General features: G+C 72.1%; 16 protein-coding genes. 9 read left to right on the top strand and 7 right to left on the bottom strand.

Annotated elements, in window-relative coordinates:
• The first annotated feature begins 308 nt into the window (after positions 1–308).
• The 4 genes from ACIBEC_RS33065 (at position 309) to ACIBEC_RS33050 (ending at position 4,187) form a co-directional block, all read left to right on the top strand.
• On the top strand, positions 309–974 hold the full coding sequence (locus ACIBEC_RS33065; RefSeq protein ID WP_360500811.1) for a hypothetical protein: 666 nt from the start codon (positions 309–311) through the stop codon (positions 972–974).
• Positions 971–2,665, top strand: a complete 1,695-nt coding sequence (locus ACIBEC_RS33060) for a hypothetical protein (RefSeq protein ID WP_360500808.1) — start codon at positions 971–973, stop codon at positions 2,663–2,665. The genes ACIBEC_RS33065 and ACIBEC_RS33060 overlap by 4 nt, the downstream gene beginning before the upstream one ends.
• 128 nt (positions 2,666–2,793) lie before the next feature.
• The gene (locus tag ACIBEC_RS33055) at positions 2,794–3,615 is read left to right on the top strand and encodes an alpha/beta hydrolase (protein ID WP_360500806.1); all 822 of its coding nucleotides are present in this window, start codon (positions 2,794–2,796) and stop codon (positions 3,613–3,615) included.
• The gene (locus tag ACIBEC_RS33050) at positions 3,612–4,187 is read left to right on the top strand and encodes a hypothetical protein (RefSeq protein ID WP_360500804.1); all 576 of its coding nucleotides are present in this window, start codon (positions 3,612–3,614) and stop codon (positions 4,185–4,187) included. Before ACIBEC_RS33055 ends, ACIBEC_RS33050 begins: the two co-directional genes overlap by 4 nt.
• A 6-nt stretch (positions 4,188–4,193) precedes the next feature.
• Here the strand turns inward: ACIBEC_RS33050 and ACIBEC_RS33045 are convergent, their stop codons facing one another.
• The 3 genes from ACIBEC_RS33045 to ACIBEC_RS33035 all read right to left on the bottom strand — a co-directional run bounded on the left by ACIBEC_RS33045 (position 4,194) and on the right by ACIBEC_RS33035 (position 6,862).
• Positions 4,194–5,477, bottom strand: a complete 1,284-nt coding sequence (locus ACIBEC_RS33045) for an XRE family transcriptional regulator (protein WP_360500802.1) — start codon at positions 5,475–5,477, stop codon at positions 4,194–4,196.
• A 299-nt stretch (positions 5,478–5,776) separates the two neighbouring features.
• Positions 5,777–5,989 carry a DUF397 domain-containing protein gene (locus ACIBEC_RS33040; protein WP_360500799.1) on the bottom strand — a complete coding sequence of 71 codons (213 nt, stop codon included), beginning with the start codon at positions 5,987–5,989 and terminating at the stop codon, positions 5,777–5,779.
• A gap of 30 nt (positions 5,990–6,019) precedes the next feature.
• Entirely contained in the window at positions 6,020–6,862 is an 843-nt protein-coding gene (locus ACIBEC_RS33035; RefSeq protein ID WP_360500796.1) for a helix-turn-helix transcriptional regulator, read from the bottom strand.
• A gap of 275 nt (positions 6,863–7,137) precedes the next feature.
• Here ACIBEC_RS33035 and ACIBEC_RS33030 point away from each other — a divergent pair, with 275 nt between their 5' ends.
• The 4 genes from ACIBEC_RS33030 to ACIBEC_RS33015 are packed head-to-tail and all read left to right on the top strand — an operon-like array spanning position 7,138 to position 9,164.
• Positions 7,138–7,842 carry a hypothetical protein gene (locus ACIBEC_RS33030; RefSeq protein ID WP_360500794.1) on the top strand — a complete coding sequence of 235 codons (705 nt, stop codon included), beginning with the start codon at positions 7,138–7,140 and terminating at the stop codon, positions 7,840–7,842.
• Entirely contained in the window at positions 7,839–8,330 is a 492-nt protein-coding gene (locus ACIBEC_RS33025) for an ATP-binding protein (protein ID WP_360500791.1), read from the top strand. The genes ACIBEC_RS33030 and ACIBEC_RS33025 overlap by 4 nt, the downstream gene beginning before the upstream one ends.
• Entirely contained in the window at positions 8,330–8,623 is a 294-nt protein-coding gene (locus ACIBEC_RS33020) for a hypothetical protein (protein WP_360500788.1), read from the top strand. Before ACIBEC_RS33025 ends, ACIBEC_RS33020 begins: the two co-directional genes overlap by 1 nt.
• 4 nt (positions 8,624–8,627) lie before the next feature.
• Positions 8,628–9,164, top strand: coding sequence for a hypothetical protein (locus tag ACIBEC_RS33015; RefSeq protein ID WP_396289578.1), 537 nt, complete (start codon positions 8,628–8,630; stop codon positions 9,162–9,164).
• Positions 9,165–9,271: 107 nt separating this feature from the next.
• Here the strand turns inward: ACIBEC_RS33015 and ACIBEC_RS33010 are convergent, their stop codons facing one another.
• The 4 genes from ACIBEC_RS33010 to ACIBEC_RS32995 all read right to left on the bottom strand — a co-directional run bounded on the left by ACIBEC_RS33010 (position 9,272) and on the right by ACIBEC_RS32995 (position 12,052).
• Entirely contained in the window at positions 9,272–9,712 is a 441-nt protein-coding gene (locus tag ACIBEC_RS33010) for a hypothetical protein (RefSeq protein WP_360500784.1), read from the bottom strand.
• Positions 9,693–9,932, bottom strand: a complete 240-nt coding sequence (locus tag ACIBEC_RS33005) for a hypothetical protein (protein WP_360500781.1) — start codon at positions 9,930–9,932, stop codon at positions 9,693–9,695. The genes ACIBEC_RS33010 and ACIBEC_RS33005 overlap by 20 nt, the downstream gene beginning before the upstream one ends.
• 24 nt (positions 9,933–9,956) lie before the next feature.
• Positions 9,957–10,871 carry a replication-relaxation family protein gene (locus ACIBEC_RS33000; protein WP_360500778.1) on the bottom strand — a complete coding sequence of 305 codons (915 nt, stop codon included), beginning with the start codon at positions 10,869–10,871 and terminating at the stop codon, positions 9,957–9,959.
• A 200-nt stretch (positions 10,872–11,071) separates the two neighbouring features.
• On the bottom strand, positions 11,072–12,052 hold the full coding sequence (locus tag ACIBEC_RS32995; protein ID WP_360500776.1) for a hypothetical protein: 981 nt from the start codon (positions 12,050–12,052) through the stop codon (positions 11,072–11,074).
• A gap of 575 nt (positions 12,053–12,627) precedes the next feature.
• Here ACIBEC_RS32995 and ACIBEC_RS32990 point away from each other — a divergent pair.
• Positions 12,628–13,500 (top strand): TnsA-like heteromeric transposase endonuclease subunit, encoded by an 873-nt coding sequence (locus tag ACIBEC_RS32990; protein WP_396289575.1) that lies wholly within the window; start codon positions 12,628–12,630, stop codon positions 13,498–13,500.
• Positions 13,501–13,591 lie beyond the last annotated feature (91 nt).

Below are 13,591 nucleotides of genomic sequence, written 5' to 3'. Positions count from 1 at the left end.
TGTGCGGCGCTCAGGCAAGATGCCTGGGCCGGTCCAGATAGCCGGTCAGGAAGTCCACCAGGGCAACGACGTCTGGCCGGTTGAAGCAACACACCTGTGTGTCACGAACCACGCAGTCGTCAACGTTCAGTGGCACGCGGTCAGGAACCACTGTCACAGGACACCGGTACATGCCATCAAGGAGTGCTCACCCCCTCGATCGGCGGCGTTGCGCAGTCGTTATCTGCCGCACTTTGATCATCAAGAGGTCCGTCCAGAAGTGCGGGGTTACCTCGGGCACTGATCCACCACAGCCCGAGGAGCCCCTGATGGACCTGCTGCCGACCCTGTTGCCCGGCGACCCCAGCTGCCTGGCCGCAGTCGCCGTAACCACCTACCTCCCGGCCGGCGCCTTCTACATCGCGCTCACCGGAATCGGCGGCATCCGGCGCCCTGCGGGACCCGCCGCCCTCCTGGCGGCCGTCGCCGCCGCGGTGGCGCTGACCGTTTTCTGGCCCCTGCTCCTCGTCACCCGAGCGATCCGCTCGCTGCACCGCCGCCGGACGGCGACCACCGGCCCGCTCCGCCTCGCCACACCCACCCCCGGACCCGCCGCTCCGGCGCCGCTTCCGCCGAAGCCCTCCGAGCCGCCGGTGCCCCCGCGCTGGTACCGGCAGGACTATGCGGCCGTCAGCGTCGCCCTCGCCGAAGGCCGCACCGCGATCGCCCGGACCTGGGCGGGGTTCCTCGCCGACGACGCCACCGTCGAGTTCGGCCCCGCCCACCCGTTCACCCAGGAGGCGTGGCTGCTCGTCGCCCGCACCGTCCACGCCGCCCTCACCGACATCCGGGCCGGGCAGCCGGCCGACGACGCCCAGCCGATCGAGGACCCGTACGGCTACTTCCTCTTCCCCCAAGCCCACCGGGGCGCCTGGGACCCTGACCGCGACAGCGTCTACACCTCCGCGCGCGGCCAGCAGGCGGTGACCCGGTGACCACCTTCTTCACCGGGCTCTCCACCGGCCCTGACGGCTGCCTCGTCTGCGAGGGCCTCGACTGGATCGAGTTCGACGCCCGGCTCGCCAGGGACGGCGACTGCGCACCCACCACCAAGGCGGCCTACATGGCACTGTCCTCCTTCGCCGGGATCGAAGAGCGCATCACCCTCACCACCGAGTCCGTGGCGGCCTGGTCCGCGGAAGCCCGCTACGCCCTCCTCCCGTACCGCAAGACTGTCGCCGCCTGCATGGGCCGCTCGGTCAAGACCCTCGACCGAGCCACCGCCGACCTGGTGGACCGCCAGATCCTCGCAGTCCACCCCCAGACCGTTCCCGGCTACGAGACAGTCGCCGACGCCAACCTGTACCAACTCCTCGACCGCGAACGCTGGGCCCAGCAACTCCTGCAGCGGGCCGCCGCCCCGACGCCCACACCCGTTCTCGGCCCCGACGGCCGGCCGGTGCCCCGCGTCCAGCGCGCACCGGGCATCGACTACGTCAAGCTCGACGCCCGCATCGCCCGCACCGGCGAACGCTCGCCGAACTACAAGACCGTCTACGCCGCGATCGCCACCTTCGTGAACATCCACAACCGGGCGATCACCGACCGCCCGCCCACCGTGAAGGAGCTGATGGCCTGCACCGGACTCGGCCGGACCGCCGTCACCGACGTCCTGGCCCAGATGCGGGCCGACGGACTCCTCGTCATGCAGGACAACTTCCTCCCCGCCCAGGACGGCGGCGGTCGCGTCGCCTCCTCCTACTTCCTCCTCGACGCCCGGCTCTGGCGGGCCCGCGCCGCTGCCCGCGACGACCGCGAGCTCGCCGCCTTCACCGGGGGGTGGCGTCACCAGACGGACATGGGTGGAGACACCACGCGGACAGGGGTGGCGTCACCAGACGGACAAGGGTGGGGACACCACGCGGACATCATTAAGAGCAGTAGTGAGAACAGTCGCAGCGAGCCCCTTCCGGACGCCCGTAGGGCAGGTACAGGTGGTTTGCCGCGCGCGGCCCGCGGCGCACGCTCGCGCCCCAAGCCGAACCCGAGCAGCGGCACAGCCGCGACCAAAACCACGAAGCCCCGCACCAAGACGATCCGCACCACCGCCTCCAAGCCCGCCCCCCGGGAAGAGGAAGTGTTCGCGATGGTCGACGCCCTCGGCGTCAGCAAGCACCCGGCCATCAAGGTCCCGCCGCTGCGCCGGGCCGTCCGCGACCTGCTCTCGGCGGGCCGCACTCCCGAACACGCCCTTGCCCGGATCAATGCCGGCTGGTGGCGGGCCGGGATTCCCGAGCGGATCCAGGCTGGGGAGATCCGAGGACCGGTCGGATACCTCGCCACGATCCTCTCCAGCCGGGAGTGCGAGCGGCCGGACTGCGAACGCGGGCTGCTCCTCGGCTCCGGTGAGGAGTGCCGCGCCTGCGGCCTGCGCGCGGCCGAGCGCCAGGCCCGCCGCGCCCAGGAGTACCTGGAGAAGGAGACCGCTGTCCTCGACCAGGTCGTCCGGCCCGCTCGCCAGCGCCGCCCGTCACCGCAGCCCGCCCCGATGACCTGGCGCTGTCAGGCGCCCGGCCCGGACGGCCTGGGCGGCGGACCATGCGGCAGGCCGGGAACCGGCACCGCGCCGGAACCGCCGATGTGCCCGGACTGCCTGGAGAGCCTCCGTCAGGCCCTCACCGAGTGAGCCCGAACCCGGCTGGCCGCGTGCCGCGAACGCCCGCTACGAGTGCCTGCCACCCACAGCCCGCCCCGGAGGGAACGCATCTCTCCAGGGCGGGCATCCGCATGCCCTGCGGTGGCTACCATCAGTGCATGGCTGATCGCGATACGGAGTTCCGGTCCTTCGACGGCACGCGGCTGAGCGGCACCGTCGCCAGCGCCGAACGTCCCCAGGCGCTGGCGGTCTTGGTACACGGCGCGGGTGTCACCCGCGAGGAGGGCACCTTCTTCACCCGGCTCGCCGACGCCCTGGCCGTCTCCCGGGTCGAGAACCTGCGCTTCGACCTGCGGGCCCACGGCAGCAGCGACGGCCGCGAACAGGACATCACCATGGCGGGCGTCGCCAACGACATCCGCGCCGCCGCCGACCACCTGCGCGCCGAATCCGGGTCGCCGGTGGACCGACCGGTTCACGTCATCGCCGCGTCTTTCTCCGGTGGGGCCGCCGCTCTGGTCGCCGCCAGCTACCCGGCGGCGGTGGACAAGCTGGTCCTTCTCAACCCGAGGCTGGACTACCGGCAGCGCTACATCACCAGCCGGCCGTACATTGACGATGCCGACTACCTGGACGAGGCCTCCACCTGGGAGCTCGAGGGCCGGGGCTTTACCGAGCGAAGCCCCTTCGGGCTCGGCCGGGCCCTCCTCAACGAGGTCCACTACCTCGACCCGGCGGCGATCCTGCCGCGCATCCTCGCCTCCACGCTGGTGGTGCACGGCACCAAGGACACGTTCGTGCCGGTGGAGTCCTCCCGCCGCTACCTCTCCGCGTTCGGCGGGGGCGCCGTGCTGATCGAGCTGGACGGCGCTCAGCACGGTTTCGCCGTCCACGACGACCCGCAGTACCTCGACCCGCAGACGCAGGCGTGGCAGGCCGAGGTGATCGAGAAGGTCACCGCGTTCCTCGCCGCGCCGTGACCGGCCAGGCCGGTCTGCTGGACCTGGAGGCGGAGGCCTTCGCTGAAGTCGCCGCCGCCGTCCGGGCCGGGCGCACCCTGACCGCCGAGCACCTGCAGCGCCTGGCCGGCTGGGCCGGGCGCCTCAACGTTCCCGCCCTGCTCCACGACGCCTGGTTCGGACGGGCCGTCACCGCTGCGGTCCTCGCCCGATACATCGGGCATGCCTGGAGCGCGGCGGAGTTCCCCGACCGGAGCCTGCCCCGGGAGAGCTGGCGGCAGATGTTCCGGGCAGCCGGGTACACACGGGACGGCGTACCGGCTCCGCTGCCGCCCGGGCCGGTGGAACTGTGGCGCGGCAGCGTGCCCGTGCGGCGCAGGGACTGGTCGTGGACCGCCACCCGGGCGGTCGCCCAGCGCTACGCGGACGGCGCCGTCGCCGGCCGCCCGCCGGGCAGGCTCTACCGCGTCGTCGCGCCGACCGGAGCCCTGTTGTCGCACAGCACCAGCTGCAACGAGGACGAGTACGTGATCGACACCCGGGGCCTGCAGATCGCCGAAGCCTCCCCGGTCGCGCCACCGCGGGCGGGCTGAGGACGGCTACCTGCGAGCTGCGGGCCGGACTTCCCGCAGAGCGCTGAGCAGCTGGCGTACGGCCGGGCGCCGGGCGTGGGGCAGCAGGGCCGACTTGGTGCGATGCAGTTCGGCGAGGGCCTGGCCGAAGCCCGCACCGGCAGCGATTTCCAGCGCGGCCAGTGCGGCGTCGGCGGCTTGGTCCGGCTCGCCGGTGGCCACCAGGGCACCGGACATGGCGGCGGTGAAGAAGGCGCGGTCCCGGGGGGCGAACCGGCCGGTCGCCAGGTAGCGGCCGAACAGGTCGACGGAGCGGGCCGGCCGTCCGGCTTCCCGGTAGCACAGCGCGCTCTGGACCATCAGCCGCTCCAGGGTGTAGCCCTCCCCCAGGGGCCCGGTGCAGGTGGCCGGGCCGGTGGGTGGGGGTGCCGCTTCGACGGTTTCGCGGGCCTCGTCGAGGAGCCGGTCGATCGCCTTTCCCCGAACTCCGGTGAGGGCCAGCGCGCGGGCCTCGTGCTGGAGGGCCTCCGCCTGGGGCCGCGGCGGCAGCGACCACGGCCCGGCGTGAGCGGCGTGGGCGAGATCCCGCATTCGGGCAGGGTCGCCGTCGGCGGCTTGGGCCTTGCGCAGCAGGACGTAGCCGTGGAGCTGCCCTTCTCCGGCCATGGTGGCCAGCTCGATCGCCCGGTCGTGCCAGAAGGCGGTGGGCGCGGGGCCGGCTTCGGAGTCGCGGTGCAGCCAGGCGGTGAACTCAGCCGCCCGGGCGCTGAGCACCAGGAGGTCCCGGCGTGCACGCCCGGAGGCCTCGCGGGCGGCCCGCTCGACCGAGCCGACGATGGCCAGGGCCTGGGGGAGGGCCGCGCGGGGGCCGAGGACGCTGTCGGTGCGGCCCGCCTCGTCCAGTGCGGCCCGAAGGTGCGGCAGCAGGCGGTCCGGCCGGTCCGGCAGGGCGAGGCCGACCTCGGGCGGGTAGTAGAGAGGTGGCGTCGTGCTCCTGATCGTGTCGGGTCGGCGTCCCGGTGGGCGGCGGAGCGGGACGAAGCCGAGGTCCTCCAGGATGCGCTGGGCCGAGCGCTGTTCCTCCGGGCAACGGAACATCGACGCCAGGACCTTGCGGGCGTCCCGGTTCGGCCAGCCGGGCGTCGGGGACTCCCACCGCCGCACCTGCCGGATCGAGATGCCGATCCGCACGCCGATCTCCTGGGCGTGCACCTCGAAGGCGTCGACGAAGTCCTGCTGGGTCTTGAGTCCCAGCGCGATCCTGGCCCTGACGAACGCGGGGTTGCCCACCTCTGCTGGCGCCCCGGTCACCGAACCTCCCCGCTGCTCTGATGCTGCCTCGACAGCGCACCAGTATTCCGGCGCCGGTCCCGATGTGTCCGGTGATCTGACCTCGACTCGCCCTTCCGGGGACTGTTGTCTGGGCGGGTACATGCGCAGCGAGGAGATGACGGATGCTCACGCCCACGGCCAGCCGCGGGGCGCCTTCGGCGGGTACCGCCGTCGGCCCCCGGACGGCGCCGGGCCCAAGGCACGTCGCGGAAAACGGAAGGCGGGGCCGGGTCGCATCGACCCGGCCCCGCCCTGCTGTCCATTCCTTGCTGCTGCGGCTACACCTCGAACGTCCTCGCGACGTCCACGAACGCCTGCCACTGCTCATCCGGCAGCGTCAAGGTCGGCCCGTCGGGGTCCTTCGAGTCGCCGACCTCGACGTGGTCCGGCTTGGTGCGCGACCGGCGCCAGCGGACGCAGTCTCCCGTCTGACCGCTGTAGGAGCTCTTGGTCCACTCGTCCGGAACCTGACGAGGGGTGGTGCGGGACATGGCGGTCCTTTCGAGGTGGAGCCGGGTGATTCAGGCGGCGCGGACGAGCTGTTCGAGGAACTTCCGCGTCGCGCTCGGGTCGAGCGCGAGATCGGTGATCTGGACCATCGCCTTGGCGTAGGTGTCCAAGGACTCCTCGTCGTCCAGGTAGAGGGTCGTGGCGAGCGTCTCTACGGTGGCCACCCGGGCCCCGTCCGGGAAGTCGAGCACGGAGAAGGCGCTGTCGAGGCCGACGTGCGCACCACGCTCCGACGGCAGGACGAGCAGGGTGACAAGGTCAGGGTCCTGGGCAAGCAGGTGGCGGATCTGCGTGCGCATCACCTCGGCGCCGCCGACGGGAGTGCGCAGCGCGGCCTCCCCGATGACCGCGGTCAGCGGGGTGGTGACCCGGCGCTGGCGCTCCTGGCGAACCTGCACCAGCGTCTCGGCCTGCTCGGGGCCGTCGTGGACGATGCCGATCCCGGCGTGAAGAAGGACCCGCGAGTACTCCTCGGCCTGGAGGCGCCCGGGGATCAGCAGCGGCTGCCACGTCCACACGGAGCCGGCGGTCTCCTCCAGCCCCAGCAGGTTCTTCAGTGCGATGTGCAGGGACCGGGTGTAGGACTGCCACCAGGTCGGCGCGGTGAGGCTGCGGACGGTCTCCTCCAGCGCTGCGCGGACCTTTCGGTCGTCAACGCCGTAGACGTCGAGCAGCGCCCGAACCACGGGGACGTCGATCCTCACCGCACCCCGCTCCAGTCGGCTGAGGCGGTCGATCTTGATCCCGGCCGCTGCGGAGGCGACCTCCAGGGTCATGCCGCACTGCTCGCGAAGTCGGCGGAGGATTCCGCCGACGCGCATCCGCCGGTAGTCCGGCTCGCTGCTGGTGGCCACGGTCTCTGCTGCTCCTCCTGGTCGCGGTGCCCGATCAGTGTGACGTGTCAACCGGCAGCGACGGCGTTCGGGGTAACGGTGCGTCACATTCTGCCGGTGGGACGGCCGGTGAGCCAACCATAGGGCGCTAATTAGCGAATCGCGATATTGACGACTCGCTAATTAGCGAGCACAGTGGAGTGTGTTAGCTCAAGGTGACCGGATGATCGCTTTAGGCGATGTCCGTCCGCGCCTGCCTGCCTCCCGGCAGCCCACACGACGTGGCTGGAGCCCCGATGAACCACATCACCGCTCTGATGGACCCGCCCACCGCGCCGCCGCGCGCACCGGCCGACCGCTCCCACCACGAAGCCGACCCCCTCCCGATACTCCCCGCCACCCCCGCCCCGGAGACCCCGGGCCGGGACTGGCTGGCCCGCACCAGCGCCGACCCGGCCGCCTGCCTGGCCGCCTGGCGCGTCCCGCACCGCCTGGCACCCCTGCGCATCGCGCCAGGCAGCCCCTGGCACGTCATCAGCACCGACATCCGCCTCGGCGACGGAGCCCTCCAAGCGCTCGCTGCCGCCGATGCCGCGCCCGGCCCCACCCTGCTCACCGAGACCAGCATCTGCTTCTGGGTGCCGTGCCTGACCACCAGCTGGGAGCGCCTCCTCGCCGGCGTCCTCCACACCCCCGACGGGCCGTGGCCCTGGGGCACGACGCTGACCGCCCACCTGACCGCCGACAGCGACACGCCCCTGCCATGCCCCGCCCCCGGCAGCGACACCCGCAAGGTCCGCTGGGTCCACGCCCCCGACGGCAGCGGCGACCTCACCTACGCCGGCACCCTGGCCACCGCCCTCCAGCACTCCTTCCGCGCCCTGTTCGCCGCAGCCCCCGCGGGCCCGGCCCCCCGCCCCCCGCGACCCCCCCGGCCACCCGCCACGGCCGACCACTTCGCCGCCTTCGCCGGGTGGCCGCACCGCAAGGAGGCGCCGTGACGACGCCCGCCCCGCTCAAGGAACAGACCTACTGCGCTCCCGCCCACTGGGAACACCGGGTGGAGAAGCTGTCCAGCGAGCACGTCCCCGAGCTGCGCAAGCGCGCCGTCAAGTACTGCCGCGAGGCCCGGAGCTCCCAGGGCCGGCCGGCCGACCCGCGCGCCCTCGCCGACGTCGCCGTGGTGGTCAGCGAGCTGGTCACCAACGTCCTCAAGCACGCCACGCCCCCGGGCCAGCCGGTGGGCATGGGCCTGCTGCTCATCCTCAAGGGAGACGACGTCCTGGTCGCCGTCAGCGACCCCAGCCCGGACGGCCTGGTGGTCGACACCACCGAGCCCGGCCAGGAGGAGGGCGGGCTCGGGCTCGGCCTCGTCCGCAACATCACCCTCGACCGCTGGGGCTGGCACCCCCTGCCCGTCGGCAAGGCCGTCTGGGCGCAATGCCCGCTCCCCGTCGCTCCCACCGACCCGAACCGAACGGAATCGTGATGGCCCCGCCCAGACCCAGCATGGCCACCGTCGCCGATCGGCTGCCCAGCGGCTTCCGCCTCTCCGACGGCCGCACCCTGCTCACCCCCCGTCCGGTCGGCCAGCAGGAAGTCTCCATCGGGTCCTGGATCAGCGTCGACGGCTGGCCGTGCGAGGTTACCAACATGCTCTGGCGGCCGGGCGGCGGACGGATACTGCATCTGAACGCGCAGGGGACCACCGTCGTGGTCCCCGTGCAGTCCTTCGAGACGGTCGAGCAGTACACCGTGCTCGCCACCCCCGTCCGGCGGTAGCCCGGTGGACCTTCCCCGCCCGCGGCGGCACCCCGACCGCGCCCAGGCCGCCGCCATGCCCCCTGTCCTCTGGCTGGCCGGCGTCCTGGGCGCGCAGCGGCGCGACCGTACCGTCGTGCGGTGGCTGGCCGAACCGGACCGCCTGGTTGCGATGCCCACCGGTATCCGCTGGAACGCGATCTCCCTGCCCTCCGGGATCGGACTCCCCCTGCTCGAGTCCGCGCTCGACGGACCGAGCGCCCACCGGATCGGCCCGGTGCTCCACGACACCCGTGTCGACGGGACCCTCTGGCTCATACCGCCCGACCAGGAAGCGGACTGGGTGGCCCTCCACCCGCTGGTCGACCTGCTGCGGAACGGGCATCTTCTCGACGTCCCCGATCCCGAACGCACCTGCCAAGCGGGCGGCTCACCCGTCCACTGGGCTCACTGGCCGGAGGTGAACGGCACGCTCACCTCGACCCAGTGGCTGCGCGCGGCCCTCCTCGCCCGCGACCACGTCGGCCCCTCGGCCGCCGAGTCGGCCACGCCGCTGCATTGAGACCGCCAGCCAACACACAGAGGCCTGGGCAGCTCCCACTCCGGGAGCCGCCCAGGCCTCTGTCGCTGTCCGTCCCTACCGGGGGCCCGACCTGACCCGGACCGTGGTCACAGCGGCTGGGGCGCCAGGACGGCACGGACGATCTCCGCCCATGCCGCCTCGTTGGACGCCGGGGGAACGGTCGCCCAGACTCGCGCGAGGTCGGCGACCACCTGGCCCACCTCGCGAGCCTGCCCGGCCAGCTCCTCCTCCAGCCGGTCGGCATCACCGTCCGCGGCGCCGGTGACGATGACCCGACCGTGGAGGAAGTAGCTTGCCCCGATGTCCATCCCGCGCCAGGCGCTGGCCAGCGCGGTGGCCAGCACGTTCGGCGGCAGGCCCTCGTTGATCGTATTGCCGTGCAGCCACATCAGCGCCCGCCGGTGGTAGACACCCCGGTCCGGGCTCCCGCCGAGGCGGGTCGCCAGGACCCGCCGAAGCAACGCCGGATCGTCGGGCAGCTCGATCTCGACAACCGGACCGGCCGGGTCAATCTGCAGTGCGAACATCGTGATCTCCTGTGGTCGGTCCGGCTTCGCCCCGACGTACGGTGATGGTGGTGAACTCGCTCCGGCGGATCGGCCACGGGGTGCCGAAGAGCGGCACGCTGTCGGCCTCGCCGGGGGTCACGAAGACAACGTCGGCGCACTCCCCGTGGACGAGGAAGTACCGGATGCCGCCATCGGACAACGTCACGGTGGCGTGGCCGATGCTGGTGAACCGTGACACGCAAGCCTCCTTCGGCACAGTTGGTTACAGGTCGACCCAGCCGCACCGAGGGCGCTCGGCATCGGCCAGCGGGCTCCAGATGGGCGCCGACGGACCGTGCTCCTCGATGTCCCGGAACGTCGCCGCCCCGGCCGGGACGTTGCGCAGCAGGTTGACCACCCGCGCGTTGTCCCCGGCGGCCAGCTGCAGGTCCTCGATCCGGTTCCGCATCGTGGTCTCCGAGCCGTTGGTCAGGACGAACAGCAGCCGGGGGAAGAGAGGGTAGGAGTCCTGCCAGGCCGGCGGCGCGCCTTGGGCCTCGGTGGTGCCGCGCAGGCGCAGCGGGATCGGGGTGAGCTCGTAGAAGCGGGCGTAGGCGGTGAGCTTCGAGGTCAGCTGCTCGCTGACCTCCGTGCACCGGTCCAGCTCGACGAACGCGCGCAGGTGCACCCGGCCCTCGTCCGTGGTGGCGGTGTAGCGCATCACGGCATCCGGCATCAGGGCGTCCCGCCGCGCCTCGGAGAGCCGGTGGTAGACCTCCGGCACCCAGTCGCGCGGTCCGTACTCGTCGCCGCGGCGCCGGGCGTCCCGGACGAACTCCACGTGCGTCCTGACGACGTCCATCGTGTGGTCGGCGTTGAGCAGCGCCCGGTCCGCGTCGAGCTTCGGCGGCGGACTGCTCATGCTCCTCAGCTCCTTGAACTCGCCCGCGACCTCCCGGCCGGCGTCCGTCAGGAACCAGGTCCGGGGTCGGCCGCCTCCGAAGACCGGCTTGGTGACGTAGTCGGTCAGGCCCTTGCTGTGCAGGCCGGCCAGGCGCTTGTTGGCCCAGTTCGGGTTCTTGAACGGGCCGAGCAGCTCCCGTAGCTGCTCCGATGTGACCAGGCGGTGCTGGAAGAGCAGGGCCAGGGCCTGCCGGTCGAAGCTGTGTCCGTTGTGGCTGTCGGTGGTGGCGATCACGCCGGGCCCCTTCTCGAATCTCAGGCGCGTGTGCGGTCGGCACAGACAACCCCGGACTCCTTGACGCACCCCTTGATGGGGGTACGGGCCTGGAGCACGATTCGATAACACTGCACGTCAAGGTATGGATGGCGGTACCTTGACGGCCTGTCGGCAGCGGCGGATTCCTTGATGCCCGGGCTTGACGGTGCATCAAGGAATCACTGGGCCGAGCCGGTCTTGACCTCGTTGAGCAGCTGGCGGCCCCGCTCGGCGCTGACTCCGAGCGCCTCGCCGACCGCCGCGGGCGTCACCGCCGGGTCCTCGCCCAACATCTGCTGCACCTTGGCCCGACGCTCGGCCGCCAGCACGTGCCGGGGCGCGGTCCGCGGTCGGGGCGTGGACTCCACGACACCGACCGGTCGGCCGCCGGCCTTCGCCTCGCCCTGCAGGAACCGCTCGTTCTGGTCCCAGTTCCTGATGGTCGAGCGCTTCCAGTGCTTCACGCCGTGGACCACCGTGTCGGCCTCCGGAATGGAGGTGAGCTTCGCGCTCTTCCGGTTGGTGGAGGTGGCGTAGGTCCGCCAGGTCGAGATGGTGGGCCGGCGGTCCTCCGGCACCAGGAGGTAGGCCTCCTCAAGGTCGAACAGGTCGTCCTCGTCCTCGCGCTCCAGGGCGGCGACGACCCAACGGCCGCCGGTGAACTCCAGCCGCAGCTGGGCGTTCACCGGCCAGGCGCCCTTCTCGTTGTACGCCACCAGCTTCACGTTCACGTCGACGACCGCGTCCTCCGCGGCCTCGGGCAGCTCCTCGGCGGCGAACACGCTGAAGACCTCGACCCGGTCGAAGCCCGAGTCCGCGGCCGGCGCGATCCGGGCGCCGTCGGCCACCGGGGCCGAGCTGCCAGCACCGGTGAAGTAGCCGGTGAGGAAGTCGCGCAGCAGCTCCAGCACCGACTCGTCCTCGACCGCCAGGTTGTACACCTCGTCGGGGTTCGCCGGCGTGATCAGCGGGATCTCCCGCTCCTCGACCGCGGCGAGCAGCTGCTCCTCGTCCCAGAAGCGGGTCTTGGCGCCGGGCCGGCTGATCGGCTGGGCGCGGAGCTTCTCCCAGCGGCGGGTGTTGGTGAAGGTGCCCGTGCTGATGCCGAGCAGGGAGGCGGCCCGGGTCGTGTCGGCGGTGGTGCGGTTGGCGGGGATCATGGCGGAGTCCTTGGGGAGTAGCGGGTGGGGCCGGCCCGACCGGCTGGCAACAAGACAACCGTATCGCACTAAAACCATGATCGGTACCGGTTGTGCAGTCCGCCTCTGCCCTGCCGGCCGCTCCCGGGTGCGAACCGGCACACCCCGCCTGCCTCGCGCAGGCCGGTGACCAGTGGAAACCGTGGGCCGCGCAGCTGTCCCGCTTCTCTTGAGAATGCCTCGAAAGTGGCGCGGTGAATGGCGACCTGAGCGAGAGTTGGCGAACGGCATCGGGCCGGACGGCTACTCCAGCCGTCCGGCCCGATGCCGGTTCAGGCGACCGGCAGCAGCGCCGCCCCCGGCGCTGCGACCGCTGCCGATAGATGGCACTTCGTAGGGGCCGTGAGCTGTGCTGTTGCCAGTTCGATGCGGGGCTAAACACGCAGTCGGCAGAGTCTAGTTGGCACTCTCGTACAGCACGGCGCAGGAGGACGATGGCCCCAGCCCGTCCAATTTGTTGGGAACCTGCCACTAAATCGGGATCTTCACCGTAGGTTTCTCCTTGATCAGGAGGCCGGGCGAAGGGTGGGGCGGCCGTGGCGTTACGTGGTGGGCGGGCGGCAGAGGTTTTGACGGTCCGGTGGTCGGACGTACAGGGGCTGGAGGGTCTCGCCTGCCTGGACGCCGGCTTCCATGATTGCGCCGGAGAGCTGGCTCTGGATCCGGAGTGGACGCGCAGGTGGACGACGACTTGGCGCTTCGGGCAGACGCCCGTGGTCTACCCGGTCCGGGACTTGGCCGAGGCGGAGGCGGAGATTGTCCGGAGCCGGCCGGTGCGGCGCTTCACCTGGCGGACCGGCCAGTGGCATCGGCCGGGCCTGGAGTACCTGGTGTCCACCGGGCGCCACCACGGCTTCGAGAGCTTCGAGGAGGAGAGCCTGCTCCTGGTGGCGGACTTCGCCGCGGGCCTGACCGAGGCGCTCTCCCAGCCGTTCAGGCTGCGGTTCGACACGGCCGCCGGCTCGATGGAGCACATCCCGGACTTCCTGCTGCTGACCGGGGCCGGGCCGTGGCTGGTGGACGTGCGGCCGGCGGGGCGGATCCGCCCCGAGGACGCGCTGAAGTTCGCCGCGTCGGCCGAGGCGGCGCTGGCGGCGGGGTGGCGCTACGGCGTGGTGACCGGCTGGCGGGACAACGTGCTGGCGCTGGTGGACGTGCTGTCCGCAGGACGGCGGCAACTGACTGACCCGCTCGGCCTGCAGGGCGAGCTGCTCGGCGCGGCTTCGGCTGGGCCGCTGCCCTTCGGCGAGCTGGTCGAGCGGTGCAGCGTGCCGGCCGTCGCCCGCGCGCACGCCGTGCACCTGCTGTGGCACCGTCGGCTGGGCGTCGATGTGTCGGCGCCGCTGACCGACGCGAGCCTGGTCCGCCGTGCCTGCGCCGAGGTCGCCGGTTCGGGGGCGGGCGGATGAGCGCGCCGACGGCCTGCTGGGATCTCGCGCCCGGCACCGAGCTGATCGTGAACGGACGCGAGTGGACCGTCGACACGGTCGAGCCGCAGTT

This window comes from Kitasatospora sp. NPDC051164 (assembly GCF_044455625.1).
Lineage (GTDB): Bacteria > Actinomycetota > Actinomycetes > Streptomycetales > Streptomycetaceae > Kitasatospora.
The sequence above is the reverse complement of the archived record's forward strand: the minus strand, read 5'-3'. Positions and strand labels throughout refer to the sequence as shown.

Bases quoted from the DNA above. Each gene is read 5' to 3' on its own strand.
- ACIBEC_RS33030 (WP_360500794.1), top strand. From the start codon at position 7,138: ATGAACCACATCACCGCTCTGATGGACCCGCCCACCGCGCCGCCGCGC.
- ACIBEC_RS33065 (WP_360500811.1), top strand. From the start codon at position 309: ATGGACCTGCTGCCGACCCTGTTGCCCGGCGACCCCAGCTGCCTGGCC.
- ACIBEC_RS33020 (WP_360500788.1), top strand. From the start codon at position 8,330: ATGGCCCCGCCCAGACCCAGCATGGCCACCGTCGCCGATCGGCTGCCC.
- ACIBEC_RS32995 (WP_360500776.1), bottom strand. From the start codon at position 12,052: ATGATCCCCGCCAACCGCACCACCGCCGACACGACCCGGGCCGCCTCC.
- ACIBEC_RS33010 (WP_360500784.1), bottom strand. From the start codon at position 9,712: ATGTTCGCACTGCAGATTGACCCGGCCGGTCCGGTTGTCGAGATCGAG.
- ACIBEC_RS33040 (WP_360500799.1), bottom strand. From the start codon at position 5,989: ATGTCCCGCACCACCCCTCGTCAGGTTCCGGACGAGTGGACCAAGAGC.
- ACIBEC_RS33055 (WP_360500806.1), top strand. From the start codon at position 2,794: ATGGCTGATCGCGATACGGAGTTCCGGTCCTTCGACGGCACGCGGCTG.